Source organism: Streptomyces longispororuber (assembly GCF_024448165.1).
GTDB lineage: Bacteria > Actinomycetota > Actinomycetes > Streptomycetales > Streptomycetaceae > Streptomyces > Streptomyces longispororuber_A.
The window spans coordinates 16,271-36,528 of sequence record NZ_JAMOLN010000009.1; the positions used below are offsets into that span (position 1 = coordinate 16,271).

The window sequence follows — 20,258 nt, forward strand, 5'->3', positions numbered from 1 at the left end:
GCATGGAAGCACGGGGACGCCGCGGGCCCGCCGACCGGCCCGCGGCGCCGTTCTCCGATGCTCCGGCTACGGGTGCACGAGGACCTGCGAGAGTCCGACGCGCCCGGTGCCGGTCAGCCGTACGCGCACGTAGCGCGCCTGCGTGTCGGTGTCGAGGACGGTGGGGCGCAGCGCCTTGCCGTCGACATGGACGGTGGTGGCGTCGGTGAAGGCGGCGTCCTCGGCGAACTGCACGTCGAAGGCGCCGGTCGTCATGGCGGCGTCGTTCCAGATCTCGACCTGGCCGACGTGCCGCGCGGTGCCGAGGTCGACCTGCCACCAGGCGCCGGCCTCGGCGAGGGTGCGGCTGTCGGTGGAGGTGTCGCCGTCGACGACGCGGGCCGCGGTCGCGGCGCCGTCGGTCGACGACTGGGTGGCGGTGCCGGTGCGGGCCAGGTCGGGACGGAGCTGTTCGACCCGGCCGCGGCCCTGCGCGCCGGCCCGCTCGGCGACCGCGACCGCCTCGGCGGGCAGCCGGTCGAGCCCGGTGTGGTTGTCGCTCATGGTGGAGCCGGTGCCGGCGAGGGCGGGGGCGTCGGTGTCGACCCAGTTGCCGGTGGCGTGGTTGTCGATGCCGTAGTCCGCCCAGTTGGAGACCCACTTGTAGCCGATGCGGGTGATCACGTTCCCGGTGACGGCGATGTGGCTGGACTGTTCGTCGAGGTAGATGCCGTTGCCGTCGCGCTCGGTGTTGCCGTACGCGCTGCGGTTGATGTAGTTGCCGGAGACGACGGTGCCGGGCTGGGCGCCCTGGGTGTAGATGGCGCCGCCGTCGTGCTGCTCGTGCTCGACGCGCATGACGTCGGTGATCCGGTTGTTCGTGATGCGGTTGTCGCGCAGCACGGACTTCTGGGCCTCGGGCTGGTTCCAGCCCCAGCCGACGGAGATCGCGGAGTAGGGCAGGTCCTGGAGCGTGTTGTGGTCGATGACGGTCCCGGCCTCGTAGCCGGCCCAGATGCCGACGGCGTCCGTGTACTCCACTCCGGTGCCGCGGACGGTGTTGTACGACACCGTGTTGCGGGCCCCCACGAGTTCGGCGGCCGGCAGGGGTTCGGTGTCGCCGATGTAGGCGGCGCCGGACGACAGGTCGGTGAACCGGGAGCGGGTCAGGGTGGAGTCCTGGGTGCCCTGCTCGAACACGGCGCCCGCGCCGCCGAGATGGGTGAACGCGGCCTGGTCGACGACCACGTGGCGGCCGCCGCGGACGGTGAGGGCGGCGGCGGGCTTGGTGTAGTAGCGGCCCGCGTGGTCCACGGGGCCGGTGGCTCCGGTCAGGGTGAGTCCGGCCTGCATGCCGGCGTAGCCCTCGTCGGTGGACGGCTGGCGGTAGGCGGCGTAGGCGAAGCGGAGGCCGGTGATCCGGACGTCGTGGGCGCCGTCGACGACGAGGAGGTTCTCGGTGACGGGCGTGACGGCGCGGAAGCGGCGCGGGTCCTCGCCCTTGCGCGGCAGGTAGGTGACGGTGCGCGCGGTGGAGTTCCAGACGAACTCGCCCGGCTGGTCGAGGAGTTCGGGCGCGTTCTCGAAGAAGGCGACCTTGGCGTAGCGGGTCGAGTCGACGGTGGTCGAGTCCCAGGCGGGTCCGGTGCGGTTCGTGCCGGAGGCGGAGTTGGTCCAGCAGGGCTGGGCGAACGTCATGACGTCGCCGGTGACGGACGCGATCCGGCAGTGGTAGTTGCGCCAGCGGACGCTGATGACGGCCTCGGCGTCGGTGGGCCGGGCCCATTGGGCGATGCCGGTCCTCTCGGCGCCGGTCATGCCGGTCTTCGTGGCGTCGCAGACGGCGGCGGCGCAGGACGCGCCGCGGGCGCGGACCGCGCGCCTGCCGTCGACGAACAGCTGGCGCGGGGTGACGCCCTCGGGGGCCTTCGCCGTCCAGGTGCCGTCGGTGTTCGCGGTCCAGCCGGTGATGGCGCGGCCGCCGGACAGGACGGGTTCGGCGCCGGGCGCGGCGGCCCAGGTGACGCCGGAGTCGTCCGGCCCGAGCTTCAGCGGTCGGGTCAACGCGTAGGTGCCGTCGGCGAGTTCGACGCGGACGGCCCGGTCACCGGTGGCGCGGCGGGCGGCGTCGCGGGCGCCTTCCACGGAGCACGGGTGCCCCACGGTGCAGTCGGTTCCGGAGCCGTGGGGGGCCGCGCGCAGCACCTTGGGTGCGGGGGCCGCCTGGGCGGCGGGCAGCGGGGCGAGGGCGACCGTCGCGGCGGCGGCCACGGCCGCGATGCCGGTCGTGACGACGCGCAGGGACTTCCTCATCACGCCACCGTCCAGTCGGGGTGTCCGGGCATCGGGGGGTTCGTGGCCCCGAAGAGCCAGTCCCGCAGGAACGCGTCGACCGACCGGTCGCCCGTCATGTCCACGGCGTGCCGGATGAAGTCCTCGCTGGTGACGGTACGGTCCTTGAACCGGCGGGTCCACTGCCGCATGAGGTGGTCGAACTTCTGTTGTCCGAACTGGAGTTGCAGTGCGTACAGGACGAGCGCGCCACCGTCGTAGATGTTGGTGCCGCCGAGCGCCTTGGGGAGTCCCGGCGGCCCGTCGGCGGCGCGGATCGCGTCCAGCTTCCCGTACGTCGTCCGCATCTTGTCGACCATCTTCGACCAGCCGCGTTCCTCGCTGTAGAGGGCGGCGTAGTACACGGCCGGCCCCTCGTTCAGCCACGCCTGCTGCCAGTCGTGCGGGGTGACGGAGTCGCCGAACCACTGGTGGGTGAGCTCGTGCACCATCGTGTTCTCGTACGTCGGGTTGCCGTCGGCGTTGGGCTTGAACCAGTTGGTGCCCATCAGGGTGAGCGTCGAGTTCTCCAGGGCGTCGGTGTACCCGTCGTAGATGTGCAGGCCGTACACGGAGAACGGGTACGCGCCGAACTTCGCCTCCAGCCAGGCGAGATGGTCCGGGGTGCGGGCGACGATCGGCCCGTACTTGTCCTCCTGGCCCTGCGGGACGACGTGCCGCAGCGGCAGTCCCTTGTGCGAAGTGCCGTACAGGTAAGTGCCCTTGACGACGGCGATGCCGAGCAGTTCGGTGGGCATCCGCTCGCGCAGCGCGAAGTGCCAGACGGCCGAGCCGTCGGCGCGCTTGTCCTTGCCGGTCAACTCGCCGTTCGCGGCGGCGACATAGCCCTCGGGCGCGGAGATGTGGAACGTCCAGGTGGCCTTGTCGGACGGGGTGTCGTTGCAGGGCAGGAAGGTGTCGGCGCGCGAGGACTGCACGGCCGACACGAAGCCGCCGTCACTGCCGAACTTCCAGCCGGTCAGTCCGACGCGGGGCGCCTTGCCGTTGCCGCGGTAGGCGACGGCGACCTGGAACGGGGCGCCCTTGTGCAGCGGTGCGGCCGGGGTGACGGTCAGCTCCTGCCCCGACTTGCCGACGGACAGGGCGAACGCGGCGGCTCGGCCGTTCACCGTGACCGTGTCGATGGTGTGGCCGTCGGTGTCCAGGTTGAACGACGACAGGTCCTGGGTGGCCTTGGCGGAGAGGACGACCCGGGCCGTGAAGTCGTAGGTGACGGGCGTGAAGTCGAAGGTGAGGTCGTAGTGGACGACCTGGTAGCCGCCGTTGCCGAGCGTCGGGAACAGCGGGTCGCCGACACCGTCGGAGCCGGGTTTCGGGTCGAAGCCGTGGGCATACGCCGGGATGGCGAGCGTCGGAACGGTGAGCGCGGCGACTCCCGCGCCCCGCAGGATCGTGCGTCTGCTGGTGGTCACTTCTTCCCCTTCTCGGCGGCCTGCTGCTGGGAGGCCTGCTCGAACTCGGACCGGCACTTGTCGCCGCCGGCGTTGCGCCACTTCTTGACCAGGGCGTCGTAGGAGGACATCGGCTTGCGGCCGGTGACGATGTCCTTGATTCCGTCGCTGTGGATGGTGTTGAGGCTGCCGGCCCCCTTGGAGTCCCAGGTCGGCGAGGAGTACGTCAGCGTGGGCTCGTCGATCAGCAGGGGGATGAGCGTGGTGTACGCCTCGTGCACGTAGCGCGTCGCGTCAGCGCTGGTGGCGCTGAAGAAGGCCGGGGTCGCGGAGCCCAGGAACGACCACGGCACGGTGGTGTCCTGCGTGCCCTGCTTGGTGAGGACGGGCGTGCCGTCCTTGTCGCGCTCGTGGTCGACGCCCTCGACCCCGTACTTGATGAGGGTGTACTCCACCGATCCGAAGGGCGACGCGGCGAAGTCGGCGAGCCGCAGGATCTCCTTCACCCGGTCGTCGCTCGCCTTCTTGACGAAGCAGTTGGAGAGCGCCGTGTTGTTGGTCCAGGCGACCGCGTCCGTGCCGACCGGCACCATGGGGCGCACGTCGAAGGACTTGTCGATGGCGGCCATCGCGTCGACGTATCCGGTGGCGGGGGCCAGGTAGGCGGGCATGCCGTCGTAGACGTAGGCGCCCTTGCCGTTCTTGAACAGGTCGGTGTACTGGGCCTTCTGGGCGCCGGACATCTGGACCGTGCCCGGGTAGTAGCAGCCTGCCTTGTAGAGCTTCGCCGCGATCTCGACCGCGTGACGGTACTTGTCGTCCTCCAGCTGGTAGGTCCACTTGCCGGTCCCGGCGTCGTGCTTCCAGGAGGACTGTGCGCCCGTCGACTGGGCGAGGAGCGTGGTGGCTCCGCTGATGAAGAAGTACTGCTTCTTCTTCGGGTTCGTCAGTTCCTTCGCGAGCTCGACGAGGCGGTCGGTGCTGTCGATCTGGTCGAGGCTGGACACGCCCGCCCGCTCGAAGAGGTCGGCCCGGTAGAAGCCGGCCCCCGCGCTGCCGTTGCGGGCCAGCGGAATCCCGTACAGCTTCCCGCCGAAGATGGCACCCTGCCAGGCGTACTGCGGAATGGCCGCCAGGTTCGGGTAGTCCTTGACCTTGCCGCCGGACAGGTACGGGCCGAGGTCCACGCACGTGGCCTGCAGGAAGCCCGCCTTGTTGTCGACGCCGCCGGTCTCCGGGTACATGAAGACGTCGGGCAGCTGGTCGCCCGCGACCATCGTGGAGAACTTCGCCGGGTAGTCGTCGGCGGGCACGGCCGTGAAGTCGACCTGGGTGCCGAGCAGCTTCTCGATCTCCCGCAACGCCGCGTTCTTGCCGCGCTCGGGCGGCAGCGGCGCGAAGGTCTCGGTGACGGCGGTGATCTTCTTGGCGCCCTTGAGCGGGGTGCCCTTGGTGGCGCGGACGGGGTTCGCCGGGTACTTCAGGAACGCGCTGGGGACACCGGCCGCCGTACCGGGCAGATCGGCCTTGATGCCGATGTTGCGCACGGTCGTGGTCGGCAGCAGCTTGGCGCTCTTCGCCTCGGCCTTCGCGGCGGTGCCCCCGTCGCCGCACGACGCGAGCAGGGGTGCCGCGACGACGCCGAGGCCGACGCCCGCACCCCGGCGGAGCAGGGTGCGGCGGTTGATGTACGTGGTGCCGGACATAGCAGAGCTCCTCAACACGGTGGAACAGACAGGAAGTTGGGGGGGTGGGGCGGCATCAGCCCTTGACGGCTCCGGTGAGCACGCCCTTGGTGAAGTACCGCTGGAGGAAGGGGTAGACGAGCAGGATCGGGACCACCGCGATCACCAGGACCGCCATCTGCACGGCCTGCTGCGGAGCGACCGCCTCCCCGGCCGCACCGGAGTCGAGGGCCTGCCCCTGGAGGATGAACGTGCGCAGCACCATCGGCAGCGGCCACTTGTCGTTGTCGCCGAGGTACAGCAGGGCGTTGAAGTAGGCGTTCCAGTACGCGACGGCGGAGAAGAGCCCGACGACGGCGACGACCGCCTTCGACAGCGGCAGCACCACCTGGATCAGGGTGCGGAAGTCGCCCGCGCCGTCCACCTTCGCGGCGTCGTACAGCTCCTCGGGCAGGTTCATGAAGAAGGCCCGCATGACGACGAGGTTGAAGGCGCTGACCATGGTGGGCAGGACGAGCGCGGCGAAGGTGTTGTAGAGCCCGAGCTCCTTCACCAGCAGGAAGTTGGGGATGACGCCCGCGTTGAACAGCATCGTGAACAGCGCCGTCATGAGGATGAAGCGGCCGCCGACGACACCGCGCCGGGACAGCCCGTACGCCATGCCGATGGTGGCGAGAAGGCTGCACACGGTGCCGGCGACGGTGACGCCGACGCTCACGAACAGGGCGCGGGTGACGCGGCCGCCGGTGAACGCGGTGCGGTAGGCGTCGAGGTTCGGGTGGTCGGGCCACAGGACGAGGCCGTTGGACCTGATGATGTCGCTCTGCGAGGCGAAGCTCGTGCCGATCACGCCGAGCAGCGGGTACGCGACCAGGCCGACGACCAGGACGAGGGCGAGGCCCTTCAGGAAGAGGCCGAGGCGGGTGGGCTTCTCCATCCAGGGGGGCCGGGCGCCGGACGGGCGCAGTTCCCCGGCCGCGGGGGCCGCGGGTGTGCGGCGGCGCGTCTTCACAGCGGTCGTCTCAACGGTCAGCACCGCGGTACACCCCTTCATGACCGAGCCGGTGGGCGAACTTGTTGGCGCCGATGACGAGGACGGTGCCGATGACGGCCTTGACCAGGCCGACGGCGGCCGCGGTGCCCCACTGGTTGTCCCGGATGCCGTGGAAGTAGACGTAGGTGTCCAGGACCTCGCCGCTGCCGGGGCCGACCGCGTCGCGCTGGAGCAGGATCTGCTCGAAGCCGACGGTGAGGATGTTGCCGAGGTTCAGGATGAGCAGCAGCACCAGGACCGGTGACAGGCCGGGCAGGGTGACGTGCCAGAAGCGGCGCCAGCGGGCCGCGCCGTCCATGGCCGCCGCCTCGTACAGGCCGCGGTCGATGGAGAGCAGCGCGGCCAGGACGATGATGGTGCCCCAGCCGGCGTCCTTCCACATCACCTGCAGCGCGAGCAGCAGCGGGAACGCGTCGGGGTCGGTCATCATGTCGTAGCGCGGCAGGCCGAGCGATTCCAGCAGGTCGGGGACGACGCCGGCGCCGCCCAGGATCTGCTGGAAGATCGAGACGATGATGACCCAGCCGATGAAGTGCGGGAGATAGACGACGCTCTGCACGAAGCGGCGCACCTTGTCGCTGACGATGCTGTTGAGCAGCAGCGCGAGCCCGATCGGGACCGGGAAGAACAGCACCAGCTGGACGAGGGCGATGGTGAGCGTGTTGCCGGTCGCCGACCAGAAGTCGGGGTCGGCGAAGGCGTTGCTGAAGTTGGTGAAGCCGTTCCAGGCGCTGTGCAGATAGCCCAGGTAGGGCTGGTAGTCCTGGAAGGCGACCATGTAGCCGAGCAGCGGTACGTAGTGGAAGACCACGAAGTACAGGAAGCCGGGCAGGCAGAGCAGCAGCATCACCTTGTCGCGTTGGAGGCGCTGCCGGAGGGTCTTGCGGATGGCGAGGGGTGGAGCGGGAGCAGTCATGGAGCGGTCCTGTTCGGCCGGGTGACGCAATAACTGCGCTGCTGCGGCGGCAAGTTAGTAAGCGTTTAACCCCGTCGTCAATAGATCGGGGCAACACCTGCGTTAACTACCGCTCTCAAGTGGGAGCATTCAATGGGCTATTCATGGCGATTCCCGGCAACTCTCCCCCTCGATGAGCTGCGTGACCTTGACGGTCACGCATCGGGCTCCCTAGTTTTCGGTAACGCCATAGAACACGTTTACTGTCCGGAGGCAGGGTGCGTACCACTGACGAGGCGCCGGTCGAGGCCATGGCCGCCGACGCCACACCGCCCCCGCGGCGGCCCCGTACGGTTCTCGCGATGGACTCCGCGGTCGTCGACGACGTCTTCCCGCCGGCGGTACGGGCCCGCCTGGAGGAGACCGCGGACATCCGGCCGCCCGGCGTGGTGCGGGAGTTCGGCAGCCCCGCGGCGCGCGCCGCACTCGCCGAGGCCGAGGTGCTGCTCACCGGGTGGGGGTGCCCGCCCCTGGACACCGCGGTCCTCGACCGGGCGCCGCGGCTGCGCGCCGTGATCCACGCCGCCGGCACCGTGAAGACGTTCCTGAGCAGGGCAGCGTACGAGCGCGGCATCACCGTCTCGTCGGCCGCGGCGGCCAACGCCGTCCCGGTCGCCGAGTTCACCCTCGCCGCGATCATCCTGGGCGCCAAGCGGGCCTTCCCGCTCGCCCATCTCTTCCGCACCCGGCGCACCCACCGCACCGACGCCGACCTGGACCGGCAGCACTGGCTCGGCACCCGCGGCCTCACCGTCGGCGTCGTCGGCGCCTCCCGGACCGGCCGCCGCGTGATCCAGCTGCTGCGCTCGATCGACGCCGAGGTGCTGCTCTACGACCCGTACGTCGGCGACGCCGAGGCGGAGCTGCTCGGCGTCGTCCGCACCGACCTCGACACCCTGGTCGCCACCAGCGACGTGGTGACCCTGCACGCGCCCGACACCGCCGAGACCCGGCACCAGCTGGACGCGCGGCGCCTCGGTCTGATGCGGCCGGGCGCGCTCCTGGTGAACACCGCGCGCGGCCCGCTCGTCGACACCGCCGCGCTCACGGAGCACCTGGTCAGCGGGCGGCTCGACGCCGTGCTCGACGTGACCGACCCGGAGCCGCTGCCCGCCGGACACCCGCTGTGGGACCTGCCCAACGTGTTCATCACGCCGCACATGGCGGGCGCCCAGGGCAACGAGGTGGGCCGGCTCGGCGCCCTCGCCGTCGACGAGCTGGCCCGGTACGCGCGCGGGGTGCCGCTCAACCATCCGGTGCTCCTGGCGGACCTGGAGCGGATCGCGTGACCGGGCCCGCGCCGCACGCCATAGGCTCTGGGCACGGCGGACGACCACCGGCCGCACGACACGACCATCAGGACGACGATCAGGGGGTGGACCGGATGTCCCGGCAGAGTTCCACGGGACCCGGCACGAACGCGCCGGGCGGCGGACAGCGCCGCGCGACCGTCGTGGACGTGGCCCGGCACGCCGGGGTCTCCACGGCGACCGTGTCCCGCGTGATGAACCGCAACTATCCGGTCGCCGCCGCCACGCGCGAACGCGTCGAGGAGGCGATGCGCGCCCTCGGGTACGTGGTCAACGCCCACGCCCGCGCCCTCGCCGGCGTCTCCGGCCGCACCGTCGGCATCATCGTCAGCGAGCTGATCGACCCGTTCTACGCGTACATCGCGCGCGGCGTCGAGCGCGAGGCGACCGACGGCGACCGGCTCTGCCTGGTCTGCTGCACCCAGGGCGATCCGCAGCGCGAGCTGGCCTTCATCGAGCTGATGCACGAGCGGCGCGCGGACGCCGTGGTGCTCGTCGGCGGCAGCGTCGAGGACCGTGCCTACAAGGCCGAACTGGCCCGCCGTGCCCACGAGTTGGCCGCGGGCGGCTCCAAGCTGGTGCTGTGCGGGCGCCCCTCGCTCGGCGACGGCGTGCCCACGGTCGGCGTCGAGTACGACAACGAGGGCGGCGCCTTCGCGATCACCGACCACCTGATCACCCAGGGCCACCGGCGGATCCTGTACCTGGGCGGGCCGCCCGCGCTGTCGACGGCCCGGGACCGGCTGGCCGGGCACCGGCGGGCCCTGGAGCTGCGGGGCATCGAGCGGGACCCCGCGCTGGAGCAGCCCGGCGCGTTCGGCCGGGCCTTCGGCTACCGGCGGATGGCCGAACTGCTGCGGGACGGGCCGGAGTTCACCGCCGTCTTCGCGGCCAACGACATCGTGGCGGCGGGCGCGGCGCAGGCGCTGGAGGAGGCGGGCGTGCGCGTCCCGCAGGACATGTCGCTGGTCGGCTACGACGACATCCCGGTGGCCCAGGAGCTGCGGCCGCGCCTGACGACCGTCCGCATCCCGCTGGAGGAGATGGGCCGGCAGGCGGTGCGGGTGGCGCTCAACGGCGGCGACGAGGACGACTGGCGCGCCCCGACGACGGGCACGCTGCGGCTCGGCACGCACATCGTCGTCCGCGACTCGGTGGCGCCGCCGCGCGGCGGGCGGGGGCTCCAGGACCGGTCCTGAGCCGTCGCCCCAAGGCCCCGCGTGCTCGATTCTGCTCGTTTCGAGGCCTCTCCGCGTAGTAACGGACAGAAACTCGCCGAACCCTCTTGCGGGCGGATAGCAAACGCTTACATGCTGGCGCGCAGCCTCACGCTCACCCCGCCCCTCACTCCGACGTTCTTCGTCCCCTGGGAGTCCTGGATGCGCCCTGCTCACACGCCTCGCCCCGGTACCACCAACTCCCCCGGCCCCGGCCGTCGTTCGCTGCTCGCCGGGCTCGCGGGAGCCGGCGCCGTCGTCGCCCTCGGCGCCCCCGCGGCCCGCGCCGCCGACACCCGGAGCGCCGATGCCCGGGCCTCCGCGACCGTGCAGCTGACGGCCCGCCCCTCCGGCGAGTCCGAGCGCCTGCGGCTCGGACAGGCACTGCGCGGCTCCGAGTTCCAGCCGACGGGCCACCACGTGGCGGCGGACACCCCCCTCCGCCTCGACGTCCTGCCGTACGACGACGTGCTGCCCACCCTGTGGATCGGCCGGTGGGACTACTACGGCACGGTCACCGAGCCGCGCAGCTACCCCCTGAAGCCGGGCGCCAACACGGTGACCGACCCGCACGGCGGCCCCGTGTACTTCTCCCTCGAAGGAGCGGGCGAGCGGGCCGGGGTGAAGCTCAAGGGCGGCTCCGTGCCGATGCCCGTCTTCACTCTCGGCTGCACCGAAGAGGCCGACTACCAGCGGCAGTTGGACACCTACACCGATGTCCCGGTCGTCGAGCTGCACGGCCCGCGCTCCATCGTGACCCTCACCCGCGACGGCGCACTGCTGTACCGGGACGAGGACCACGCGGCACTGCTCCGGTTGCTGGAGCGGATCATCGACGCGGAGTCGGACATCAGCGGCCTCGACTCGTCCCGTCCTGTGCACCGGCCGAAGGCGGGCGGCTACCACTTCACCGAGGTGTCGGTGGTGCCGTCCGGCGTCGGCGCCTACGCCACACACGGCTACAACGGCTTCCCGCGCGCCTATCTGGACCGCGCCACCACGGTGCAGGGCCTCACCACCCGAGGCTGGGGGCTCTACCACGAACTCGGCCACCTCCATCAGCAGATGGCCTACAAGCCGGGCGGTCTGACCGAGGTCACGGTGAACATCTACTCGCTGGCCGTGCAGCGCGCCCTCGGCCAGCCGTCGAACCTGCTGACCGTCGACCCGAAGACGGGCCTGACCTACTTCCAGTCGGCCCGCGCCAAGTTCGGCACGGCCGGTCTCGCCTACGAGAAGTCCTTCTCGGCGTACGAGAAGCTCGTCCCGCTGCGGCAGCTGGAGCTCGCGTTCGGCGACGACTTCTGGCCCCGGCTGCACAAGCTGGTGCGCGAGGAGAACCCGCAGTCCGACTACACGGAGACCGCGAAGCGCTACCGGGCCCTGGCCACCTACGCGAGCCGCACGGCAGGACGCGACCTGACGGAGTTCTTCCTCACCACGTGGGCCTTCCCCATCGACGCGCAGGGCCGCGCCGAGCTGGCCGCCCTGAACCTGCCGCAGCCGTCCGTCGACCCGGCCACGCTCGCCGACTGACCCGGAGGGAGACCACCGATCATGGACCTGAGCAGACGCAGGACCCTGACGCTCGCCGGGGCCGCCGCCACCGCGCTGACCGTCCCGCTCGCCCTTCCGCTCGCACCGGGCGCCGCCGCTGCGACGACCTCCGCCGCGGCCGACGATCCGTACGAGGCGCTGCTGGCGCGCGCCGAACAGCAGCTCACCGGCGGCGCCTTCGACCCGGCCGACCCCGACTTCGCGGGCGCGCTCGACGCCCTCGACGCGCAGGCCGCCGACTGGTGGGGCCGGCTCGACGCGTCGGCGGGCCGCACGGCGCTGTGGGCCGACCTCTCGCCGGCCTCCGACCCCGGCATGTTCGGCCAGAGCTATCAGCGGCTGCGGACCATCGCCACGGCCTGGGCCACGCCCGGCACCTCCCTCACCGGCGACGCCGAGGTGCTCGCCGGACTGCTCGACGCGCTCCGCTTCCTGAACGCCGTCGGCTACGCCCCGGCCCGGTCCGAGTCGGGCAACTGGTGGTTCTGGGAGATCGGCTCGCCGCGCGCCCTCATGGACACGTGCGTGCTGCTGCGCGACCGGTTGCCGGCGGCCGACCTGGACGCCTATGTGAAGACCGTCGCCCGGTTCGTGCCGAACCCCGACCGGCGGACCAACTCCCCCTCCCTCGCCGAGACCGGCGCCAACCGGGCCGACAAGGCCGTCATCGTCGCCCTGCGCGGGCTGCTCGGCCGCGATCCGGCGGCGCTCGCGCTGGCCCGCGACGGACTGTCGGACGTCCGCGACAGCAGCAGGAACAGCCTCTTCCGGTACGTCACTTCGGGCGACGGCTTCTACCCCGACGGCTCCTTCGTCCAGCACGACGTCGTCGCGTACACCGGCACGTACGGCAGTGTGCTGCTCGGTGGCGCGGGGCAGCTGATCGCGCTGCTCGCCGGGTCCGCGTGGGCCGTGACCGATCCGGCTGTCGGCGTCCTGCACGACGCGGTGGACCGGACCTTCGCACCGGTTCTCTTCGACGGACTGATGATGGACGCGGTGCGCGGACGCGCGATATCCCGGGAGCGGGCCCGCGACCACACCGACGGCGCCGTCGCCGTCTCCTACGTCCTCCAACTCGCCGACGGCGCACCGCAGTCGTACGCGGACCGCTGGCGGGCGGCGGCGAAGGGCTGGATCCTGCGGAACACCGAGACGCCGTACGCCTCGCTGGTCGGCATCCCCGCCCTGGCCCGCGCCAAGGCGCTGCTCGACGACCCGGCGGTGAGTCCCGCCGAGCGGCTCACCGGTCACTTCGTCTTCGCCGACATGGACCGGGTGGTGCACCGGCGGCCCGGCTGGGCGTGCGCCCTGTCGCTGTCGTCGAAGCGGATCGCCGCCTACGAGGCGGGCAACGGCGAGAACCTGCACGGCTGGTACACCGGCGACGGCATGACCTACCTGTACGACGGCGACGACCTCGACGCGTTCGGCGACGGCTTCTGGCCGACCGTCGATCCCCACCGGCTGCCGGGCACGACCGTGGACACCCGCCCCCGCACGGACCTCGGCACGGGCGGCGGGACCGGCACCTTCCGGCCGACGAACGCGGTCGCGGGCGGCGCCGTCCTCGACGGCCGGTACGGCGCCGCCGCGATGGAACTGATCGCCGACGGGTCGACCCTGCGCGCCAAGAAGGCGTGGTTCTTCGTGGACAACGCGGTCGTCGCCCTGGGCAGCGGCATCACGGCGAGCGACGGCCGCACGATCGAGACGGTCGTGGAGAACCGCAACCTGCACGCCGGCGGAACGCAGCGGCTCACCGTCGACGGACACCGGCAGCCCGGCGACCAGGGCTGGTCGGCGCGGCTCACCGACGCGCGCTGGGCCCACCTGGAGGGCAGCGGCGGATACGTCTTCCCGTCCGGCGGTCCCCTGTGCGCGCTGCGCGAGGAACGCACGGGCACCTGGCGCGACCTCAACACCGGCGCGGACACGGGCGGCAGCACGGCACCGGTCACCCGCCGCTACGCCACCCTCTGGTTCGACCACGGCACCTCCCCCGCGGCCGCCTCCTACGCCTACGTGCTCCTGCCGGGGGCGACGGCCGCGGCCACCGCCGCCTGGTCCCGGTCCCGGCCGGTGCGGGTGCTCGGCAACGACGCCGGCGTCCAGGCCGTCGCCTCGCCCCGGCTCGGGCTGCTCGCCGCGCACTTCTGGGCGGCCGGCACGGTCGAGGGCCTGGGCTGCGACGGCCCGGGCACCGTGCTGGTGCGCCGCCGCGACGACGGCGTCTCCGTCGCCGTCGCGGACCCCGGCCGTACCGCCACCACCCTCACCGTCGAACTGCCCTTCCCCGTACGGCGGGTGGTCAGGGCCGACGACACGGTCACGGTCACCCCGGGCCGACGCCCCGTGCTCACCGTCCACGTGGGCGGCTCGCGCGGCCACACCCACACCGCCGACCTGATCTGATCCCGCCCCGACCGAGGAGCCAGCGAACCACCATGCCCGCCCCGTACTTCCCCCAGCCGCCCACCGACCGTGTCCGCTCCCCGCTGACGGGATGGACCCGGGCGCACTGGGAGGCCCTGGCCGACCGGCAGCTGGACGCGCTGCTGCCGTACGCGACACCGGGATTCGCCCAGTACCGGCTGCCGGGGCGGGCCAGCTGGTCCGGGGTCGTCTCGGACGGGCTCGAAGGGTTCGCTCGGACATTTCTGCTGGCCTCCTTCCGAATCGCGGGTGCGGGCGGCCGGGACGAGCCGGGCTCGTCCGTGATCTCCCACCTGATCGAAAGGTATACGCAGGGTCTGACAACGGGCACGGACCGTGACAGCGGCGAGGCCTGGCCCGAACTCACCGACTGCTCCCAGCAGATGGTGGAGGCGGCCTCCGTCGCGATCGGTCTGCACGAGACCCGCCCCTGGATCTGGGACCGGCTGGACGCCCGGGTCCAGGAGCGGGTCGTCGACTGGTTCTCCGGCTTCGTCGGCGGCCGGACCTGGGACAACAACTGGCGTCTCTTCCAGGTCGTCTCCGAGCAGTTCCTGGCCTCGGTCGGCGCGCCGTACAGCCAGAGCGACATCGACGGCGGCCTCGACCGGATCGACGACTGGTACGTCGGCGACGGCTGGTACACCGACGGCGACGGCCGCAACTTCGACTACTACATCGGCTGGGCCCTGCACCTGTACCCGCTGCTGTGGGCCCGCATGACCGGTCCGGACGGCGACGGCGGGCGCGCGAAGGTCTACCGCGAGCGGCTGGGCCGGTTCCTGGACACCTACCCGAGGTTCTTCGGCGGCGACGGCGCGCCCGTGCACCAGGGCCGGTCGCTCACCTACCGGTTCGCCGCGACCGCGCCGGTGTGGATGGGCGCGCTGGCCGACTGCACGCCGCTCGACCCCGGACTGACCCGGCGGCTGGCGTCCGGCGCGGCCCGGCACTTCGTGGAGCGGGGCGTGCCGGACGAGCGGGGGCTGCTGCCGCTGGGCTGGTACGACACGTTCCTGCCCGCGACCCAGCCGTACTCGGGGCCCGCCTCACCGTACTGGGCGAGCAAGGGCTTCCTCGGGCTGCTGCTGCCCGCCGACCACCCGGTGTGGACCGCTCGTGAACTCCCCCTGCCGGTCGAGGAGTCGGACCAGGCGGGCCAGTACACGGCGCTGCCCGCACCCGGCTGGCTGCTGCACGGCACCCCGCACGACGGCATCGTCCGCCTGATCAACCACGGCAGCGACCACAACGCCCTGGAGGGCCCGGCCACCGACGATCCGCACTACGCCAAGCTCGCCTACTCCACGGCGACCGCACCGGAGTCCGCGCCGCACGCCTGGGCCAGGACCGTCGACAACCACATCGCCCTGCTCGCCGCCGACGGCACCCCGTCGCGCCGCCGCCGCATCCATCCGCTCACATGCGAGGGACAACGCGCCTCGTCCCGCCACGACGCCCGGCTCCCGGACAGCGACGAAGACTTTCCGATCGAGTCGACGAGCGTGCTGCACGGCCCCTGGGAGCTGCGCGTGCACCGGGTGCAGGCGCCGGCGGGCGTCACGGTGCGCGAGGGCGGTCACGCCGTCGCCGACAGCACCCGACCGCACGCCGCGCAGGGGCCCGGGTGGGCGCTGACCCGCACGGAGTCGGGGCTGACGAGCGCGGTGGTCGCCCTGTACGGCTGGGACGCGGACACGGGTGTCGCCCGCGAGGTCGAGGCCAACGCCCACGGGCCGCACTCCGCGACCCCGTACCTGCGTGCGCGGCACCATCCCGGCGGCGCGAGCGTCCACGTCGCGCTCGTGGCGCTGACCCGCGACGTGGTGCATCCCGAGGCGCTCCGCGAGTCGATCGCCTGCGCGGTGGACGACGACGGGCAGGTGCGGATCACGTTCCCCGACGGGGAGACCGTCACCGTGTAGCCCGGCCGCGGCCTCACCCCAGCAGGTCGCTCCGCCCCCGGACCGTGTCCATCAGCTCCGCGGCCATCGCCTTGATGACCGCGAGCCCGGCACGCCCCCACGGGCGGGGTTCGGTGGCCACGACGCACACGGTGCCGAGCGCGAGCCCCGTACGGTCGTCGATCAGGGGTGCGCCCAGGTAGGAGCGGATGCCGATCTCGTCGACCACGGGGTTGCCCGCGAAGCGCGGGTAGTCGCAGACGTCTTCGAGGACGAGCGCCTTGCGCCGCACGACCACGTGGGGGCAGTACCCGTGGTCGCGTGCCATGTAGCGGCTCGCCGAGCCGCCGGCGGACTCGGCGGCCACCGCGCTCAGTTCACCACCGCGGTGGTCGCCGTCCGGGGTGTGCAGTCCGGCGAAGAACTGCCGGTTGTCGTCGATGAAGTTGACCATGGCGTACGGAGCTCCGGTGACGTCCGCGAGCCGGTCGGCGAACAGGTCGAAGACCGGTTCGGGACGCTGTCCGAGGTCGAGCCGGCGCAGCCGCCGCGCCCGGTCGGGGCCCTCCTTGTCGACCGGGGTGAGCAGCAGACGCCCGGCCGCGTCGTACGTCATGTGTGGGCTCCGAAGCCGGTGGCCGCCGGCGCGGAGTGCGCCAGCAGGTGCCGGACCAGGGTGAGCAGCGTCTGGATGCCGGAGCTGGAGATGCGCGCGTCGCAGCGCACCACGGGCACCTCGGGGTCGAGGTCGATGGCGGCGCGCACCTCCTCGGGTTCGTAGCGGTACGCGCCGTCGAACTCGTTGACCGCCACGATGAAGCCCATGCCGCGCTCCTCGAAGAAGTCGACGGCGGCGAAGCAGTCCTCCAGGCGACGGGTGTCGGCGAGGATCACCGCTCCGAGGGCGCCCTCGGAGAGTTCGTCCCACATGAACCAGAAGCGCTCCTGTCCCGGGGTGCCGAACAGGTAGAGCACGTGCGCGGGGTCGAGGGTGATCCGCCCGAAGTCCATCGCGACGGTCGTCTCGACCTTGTTCTCGATGCCGTCGAGGTCGTCCGTGTCAGCGCTGACCGTGGTGAGCAGCTCTTCCGTGCTGAGCGGAGCGATCTCGCTGACCGCCCCGACGAAGGTCGTCTTGCCGACCCCGAACCCACCCGCGACCAAGATCTTCAGTGCGGTGGGGAAGGGATCAGAGCTGTCGTCGTAGTCCATCGAGCACTGCCTCCAGTAGGGACCGGTCAGTGGGGTTGTCGTGGAACGTGGGGGGCTTGGTGGTGATCGCCCCGCAGTCGACGAGGTCGGACAGCAGGACCTTGGTGACGGCCGCGGGGAGCTTGAGGTGGCCGGCGATCTCCGCGACCGACGTGGGCTGCGCACAGAGTTCGAGCGCCTGGCCGTGCTCGGGTCCCAGATAGCCGAGGGGGGTCGCCCCGGTGGCCATGACCAGGGACAGCAGGTCCATCGACGTGCTCGGCCGGGTGCGTCCGTTGCTGATCGTGTACGGGCGCACGAGCCGGCCTGCGGCGCCGTCGAGCCACGGCCCGTCCTGCGGGGCCGCCACCCTCAATTCCTCATCGCCGTGGGTTCGGCCGAGGGCTGCCGGGGCGCGGTCACCAGGTACGGCCGGACGCTCTTGACGAGCATGGCCATCTCGTAGCCGAGGACCGCGGCGTCGGCCTCCCGCCCGGCCAGCACCGCCAGGCAGGTCCCGGAGCCCGCGGTCGACACGAACAGCAGGGTGGAGTCGAGCTCCACCACCACCTGCCGGACGTCACCGCCGTCACCGAACCGGACCCCGGCGCTGCGGCCGAGCGAGTAGAGGCCCGAGGCGAGGGCCGCCATGTGGTCGGCGCTGTCGGCGTCGAGTCCGTGCACGGACTTGACGAGGCCGTCGGAGGAGAGGAGCACGGCGCTGTTGGTGTGGGGAACGCGCTGGACGAGGCCGCTCATCAGCCAGTCGAGATCGGACACATGACCCGTCGGCACATCGCTCGCCATGGGGGATCGACTCCTTGGTGGACTGCTCGGTGTGGTGCTGGTCGGGGGGAAGGACGGAGGCGGGGCGCGGCCCGCCGGGTATCTCCTCGCACGGCGGAGCCGTGCCCGTGCCCTCGGGGGTCACTCGGCGCTCCCGCCCGTGTCCCGGGGCCGGGTGGGGGGTTCGCGCGGGTCGGCCGCCTCGGCGAGCGTGATGCCGCGCTGGAAGGCAGCCATCAGGCCGGGGTCGTGGCCCACCGGCGGCTCGTCGTCCTGGCGCTGGGTGGGGCCGCCGCGCAGTTGCGGTGCGAGGTGTTCCTGCGCTCTGCGCCGGGGCAGTTGGGGGCGGCCCATGGTGCCGCGCACCGCGCCGTTGAGCGGTGTCGGCGGGGCGGACGACGGCGCTGTGTCCGTTCGCCGCGGCGGCCTGCGGTCCGAGCACGCTGTCGGCGGTCGCCGCGGCGGCGGCCCTGCGCACGTGGGGGGTGCGCTCGGCGCCCTCGTCGCGGTCCGTGCCGAGCAGTCCCTGCGGCAGGACGAGGACGGCCTGGACTCCCCCGTAGATGTTGGTCTGCAGCCGTACGGTGATGCCGTGCCGCCGGGCGAGCTGCGACACCACGAACAGACCGATGCGGCCGTCCTGGAGGAGGCTCGCCACGTTGACCTGGTCGGGGTCGGCGAGCAGGGCGTTCATCTTGTTCTGCTCGGTGACGGGCATGCCGAGGCCGCGGTCCTCGACCTCGACGGCGAGCCCGGAGGTCACCAGGTTGGCGCGGAGCAGGACCTGGGTGTGGGGGGCGGAGAACACCGTGGCGTTCTCGACGAGTTCGGCGAGGAGGTGGATGCAGTCGGCGACGGCGTGGCCGCGCAGGGTGCCGTCGATCGGCGGGACGAGTTTGACGCGGGAGTACTGCTCGACCTCGGCGATCGCGGACCGCATCACCTCGGTCATGGAGACGGGGTGGCTCCACTGGCGGCGCGACACGGCGCCGCCCAGGACGGCGAGGTTCTCCGCGTGCCGGCGGATGCGCGTCGCCAGGTGGTCGACGTGGAAGAGCCCCTTGAGCAGGTCGGGGTCCTCCACGTCGTTCTCGAGGTCGTCGAGGATGGAGATCTCACGGTGCACCAGGGACTGCAGGCGCCGCGCGAGGTTCACGAAGACCTCGACCTTCTGCTGGCTGCCCGCCTGGCTGGAGAGCTGGGTGGCCTGGACGACGGTGGTGACGGCGACGTCCTGGGCGCGGGCGAGGTCGGCGGCGAGGCGGTCGAAGTCGTCGGCGCCGGGGGCGGGTGCCGCCGGGGCGCGGCGCGGCGGCGGGGCCTCACCCTTGCGCAACCGCTCGACGAGTCCGCGCAGTTCGGCCTGGCCGCGGGCGCTGGTGCGGCGCAGCCCGACGACCCGGTCACGGACGGCGGTGGCGGCCCGGTCGGCGGCGACGGCGGCGATCACGATGCCGGCCACGGTGACGAGGCAGGCGGCGGCGAGGACGGCCCAGAGGGTGGCGCTCGGCCGGACGCCCGTGGACCGTACGGCGAACAGGACGGCCGCGCTCGCGCTGAGGGCCACCGCGAGGGGTGGCAGGACGGCGATGCGCAGCAGGTGGGGCCGTATGTGGGTCTCGGACGGATGCGGTGCGGCGGCCCGCCCGGCCGGCCTGCCGTGCCGACCGCCTTCGCGGCGGTCTGCGCGGGCGGCCGGCTGGCGAAGCTGAGACATACGGCGTCCTCGTCCTTGGTTCTGTGGGGGGTCTGTGGCAGCGGTCGCGACGTCAGCCAGGGCGACCCGGCGTCGCGCGGCGGGCACTCACGGTAGTCGTCAACGCCTCATGTGCGGTGGGCAGTTGCCAAACTCCGGCGGCCGACGTCCCGCTCTGGTATGAGTCCTCGCACGGCAGTCCGATTGTCCGGTCGGACACCCGTTCGCCCAGGCCGGAGTGTCAGTGCCCTCCCGTACGGTCTGCTCCCATGGCAACGAGATTCGACCTCACGCTCGACTGCGCGGACGCGCCGCTGCTCGCCGACTTCTGGAAGACGGCGCTCGGTTACGTGGACGCGCCCCCGCCCGCGCCGTTCGCGACGCGCGAGGAGTGGCTCGCGTCGTTCGGCCCGCTGCCGGGCGACGGCGACAAGGCGGGCGACGCCGCGGACGACGGGGCGTGGCTGTGCGATCCGGCGGGGGTGGGGCCGCGGCTGAGCATCCTGAAGGTGCCGGAGCCGAAGACGGCGAAGAACCGGCTGCACATCGACGTGCGGGTGCCGGGGCACGGTGCGCCGCAGGAGCGCTGGGCCCGCATCGAGTCGGAGGCGGACCGGCTGGTGCGAGCGGGCGGCACGATCCTGGACGAGTTCGACGGCCACCACATCCTGATGGCCGATCCGGAGGGGAACGAGTTCTGTGTCGCGGCGGCGACCGGCTGAGCCGGTCGCCGCCGGGCCGGGCC

Annotated in this window: 15 protein-coding genes and 1 pseudogene; 6 read left to right on the forward strand and 10 right to left on the reverse strand. The window is 72.2% G+C overall.

Annotated features, from left to right (window positions below; all coding sequences use genetic code 11):
• Positions 1-66 precede the first annotated feature (66 nt).
• From M4J07_RS04320 to M4J07_RS04340, 5 genes are all read right to left on the reverse strand, one after another.
• Positions 67-2,292: a galactose-binding domain-containing protein gene (locus M4J07_RS04320; protein ID WP_255967349.1), complete on the reverse strand. Its 2,226-nt coding sequence runs from the start codon at positions 2,290-2,292 to the stop codon at positions 67-69.
• Positions 2,292-3,743, reverse strand: coding sequence for a M1 family metallopeptidase (locus tag M4J07_RS04325; RefSeq protein ID WP_255967351.1), 1,452 nt, complete (start codon positions 3,741-3,743; stop codon positions 2,292-2,294). The genes M4J07_RS04320 and M4J07_RS04325 overlap by 1 nt, the downstream gene beginning before the upstream one ends.
• Positions 3,740-5,428, reverse strand: a complete 1,689-nt coding sequence (locus M4J07_RS04330) for an extracellular solute-binding protein (protein WP_255967353.1) — start codon at positions 5,426-5,428, stop codon at positions 3,740-3,742. The genes M4J07_RS04325 and M4J07_RS04330 overlap by 4 nt, the downstream gene beginning before the upstream one ends.
• Positions 5,429-5,483: 55 nt before the next feature.
• Positions 5,484-6,344, reverse strand: a complete 861-nt coding sequence (locus tag M4J07_RS04335) for a carbohydrate ABC transporter permease (protein WP_255967452.1) — start codon at positions 6,342-6,344, stop codon at positions 5,484-5,486.
• An 85-nt stretch (positions 6,345-6,429) separates the two neighbouring features.
• Positions 6,430-7,377, reverse strand: a complete 948-nt coding sequence (locus M4J07_RS04340; protein WP_255967354.1) for an ABC transporter permease — start codon at positions 7,375-7,377, stop codon at positions 6,430-6,432.
• Between the two features lie 257 nt (positions 7,378-7,634).
• Between M4J07_RS04340 and M4J07_RS04345 the strand changes: the two genes are divergently transcribed.
• The 5 genes from M4J07_RS04345 to M4J07_RS04365 all read left to right on the forward strand — a co-directional run bounded on the left by M4J07_RS04345 (position 7,635) and on the right by M4J07_RS04365 (position 15,861).
• On the forward strand, positions 7,635-8,705 hold the full coding sequence (locus tag M4J07_RS04345; RefSeq protein ID WP_374214989.1) for a hydroxyacid dehydrogenase: 1,071 nt from the start codon (positions 7,635-7,637) through the stop codon (positions 8,703-8,705).
• Positions 8,706-8,800: 95 nt separating this feature from the next.
• Positions 8,801-9,925: a LacI family DNA-binding transcriptional regulator gene (locus tag M4J07_RS04350; protein WP_255967365.1), complete on the forward strand. Its 1,125-nt coding sequence runs from the start codon at positions 8,801-8,803 to the stop codon at positions 9,923-9,925.
• A gap of 111 nt (positions 9,926-10,036) precedes the next feature.
• Positions 10,037-11,479: a M60 family metallopeptidase gene (locus M4J07_RS04355; protein WP_255967367.1), complete on the forward strand. Its 1,443-nt coding sequence runs from the start codon at positions 10,037-10,039 to the stop codon at positions 11,477-11,479.
• A gap of 21 nt (positions 11,480-11,500) precedes the next feature.
• Complete coding sequence (locus M4J07_RS04360) at positions 11,501-13,915, forward strand: polysaccharide lyase 8 family protein (RefSeq protein WP_255967368.1); 2,415 nt, start codon at positions 11,501-11,503, stop codon at positions 13,913-13,915.
• Positions 13,916-13,947: 32 nt separating this feature from the next.
• Complete coding sequence (locus M4J07_RS04365) at positions 13,948-15,861, forward strand: DUF2264 domain-containing protein (RefSeq protein WP_255967370.1); 1,914 nt, start codon at positions 13,948-13,950, stop codon at positions 15,859-15,861.
• 13 nt (positions 15,862-15,874) lie between these two features.
• Here M4J07_RS04365 and M4J07_RS04370 read toward each other — a convergent pair whose 3' ends face one another.
• The 5 genes and pseudogenes from M4J07_RS04370 to M4J07_RS04390 all read right to left on the reverse strand — a co-directional run bounded on the left by M4J07_RS04370 (position 15,875) and on the right by M4J07_RS04390 (position 19,534).
• A complete protein-coding gene (locus M4J07_RS04370) occupies positions 15,875-16,456 on the reverse strand; it encodes a GAF domain-containing protein (protein ID WP_255967372.1) in 582 nt (193 codons plus the stop codon).
• Entirely contained in the window at positions 16,453-17,052 is a 600-nt protein-coding gene (locus tag M4J07_RS04375) for a GTP-binding protein (RefSeq protein ID WP_255967374.1), read from the reverse strand. The genes M4J07_RS04370 and M4J07_RS04375 overlap by 4 nt, the downstream gene beginning before the upstream one ends.
• Positions 17,030-17,401 carry a DUF742 domain-containing protein gene (locus M4J07_RS04380; protein ID WP_255967376.1) on the reverse strand — a complete coding sequence of 124 codons (372 nt, stop codon included), beginning with the start codon at positions 17,399-17,401 and terminating at the stop codon, positions 17,030-17,032. The genes M4J07_RS04375 and M4J07_RS04380 overlap by 23 nt, the downstream gene beginning before the upstream one ends.
• Before the next feature lie 2 nt (positions 17,402-17,403).
• A complete protein-coding gene (locus tag M4J07_RS04385) occupies positions 17,404-17,838 on the reverse strand; it encodes a roadblock/LC7 domain-containing protein (protein ID WP_255967378.1) in 435 nt (144 codons plus the stop codon).
• Positions 17,839-17,958: 120 nt separating this feature from the next.
• A pseudogene (locus tag M4J07_RS04390) lies at positions 17,959-19,534 on the reverse strand (ATP-binding protein).
• Between the two features lie 248 nt (positions 19,535-19,782).
• Between M4J07_RS04390 and M4J07_RS04395 the strand changes: the two are divergent.
• Positions 19,783-20,235 (forward strand): VOC family protein, encoded by a 453-nt coding sequence (locus tag M4J07_RS04395; protein ID WP_255967380.1) that lies wholly within the window; start codon positions 19,783-19,785, stop codon positions 20,233-20,235.
• Positions 20,236-20,258: the final 23 nt, after the last annotated feature.

Excerpts from the sequence above, each read along its gene's own strand:
- M4J07_RS04320 (WP_255967349.1), bottom strand. The coding sequence starts at position 2,292 with ATGAGGAAGTCCCTGCGCGTCGTCACGACCGGCATCGCGGCCGTGGCC.
- M4J07_RS04330 (WP_255967353.1), bottom strand. The coding sequence starts at position 5,428 with ATGTCCGGCACCACGTACATCAACCGCCGCACCCTGCTCCGCCGGGGT.
- M4J07_RS04335 (WP_255967452.1), bottom strand. The coding sequence starts at position 6,344 with ATGGAGAAGCCCACCCGCCTCGGCCTCTTCCTGAAGGGCCTCGCCCTC.
- M4J07_RS04340 (WP_255967354.1), bottom strand. The coding sequence starts at position 7,377 with ATGACTGCTCCCGCTCCACCCCTCGCCATCCGCAAGACCCTCCGGCAG.
- M4J07_RS04350 (WP_255967365.1), top strand. The coding sequence starts at position 8,801 with ATGTCCCGGCAGAGTTCCACGGGACCCGGCACGAACGCGCCGGGCGGC.
- M4J07_RS04355 (WP_255967367.1), top strand. The coding sequence starts at position 10,037 with ATGCTGGCGCGCAGCCTCACGCTCACCCCGCCCCTCACTCCGACGTTC.
- M4J07_RS04360 (WP_255967368.1), top strand. The coding sequence starts at position 11,501 with ATGGACCTGAGCAGACGCAGGACCCTGACGCTCGCCGGGGCCGCCGCC.
- M4J07_RS04365 (WP_255967370.1), top strand. The coding sequence starts at position 13,948 with ATGCCCGCCCCGTACTTCCCCCAGCCGCCCACCGACCGTGTCCGCTCC.
- M4J07_RS04370 (WP_255967372.1), bottom strand. The coding sequence starts at position 16,456 with ATGACGTACGACGCGGCCGGGCGTCTGCTGCTCACCCCGGTCGACAAG.
- M4J07_RS04375 (WP_255967374.1), bottom strand. The coding sequence starts at position 17,052 with ATGGACTACGACGACAGCTCTGATCCCTTCCCCACCGCACTGAAGATC.
- M4J07_RS04385 (WP_255967378.1), bottom strand. The coding sequence starts at position 17,838 with ATGGCGAGCGATGTGCCGACGGGTCATGTGTCCGATCTCGACTGGCTG.
- M4J07_RS04395 (WP_255967380.1), top strand. The coding sequence starts at position 19,783 with ATGGCAACGAGATTCGACCTCACGCTCGACTGCGCGGACGCGCCGCTG.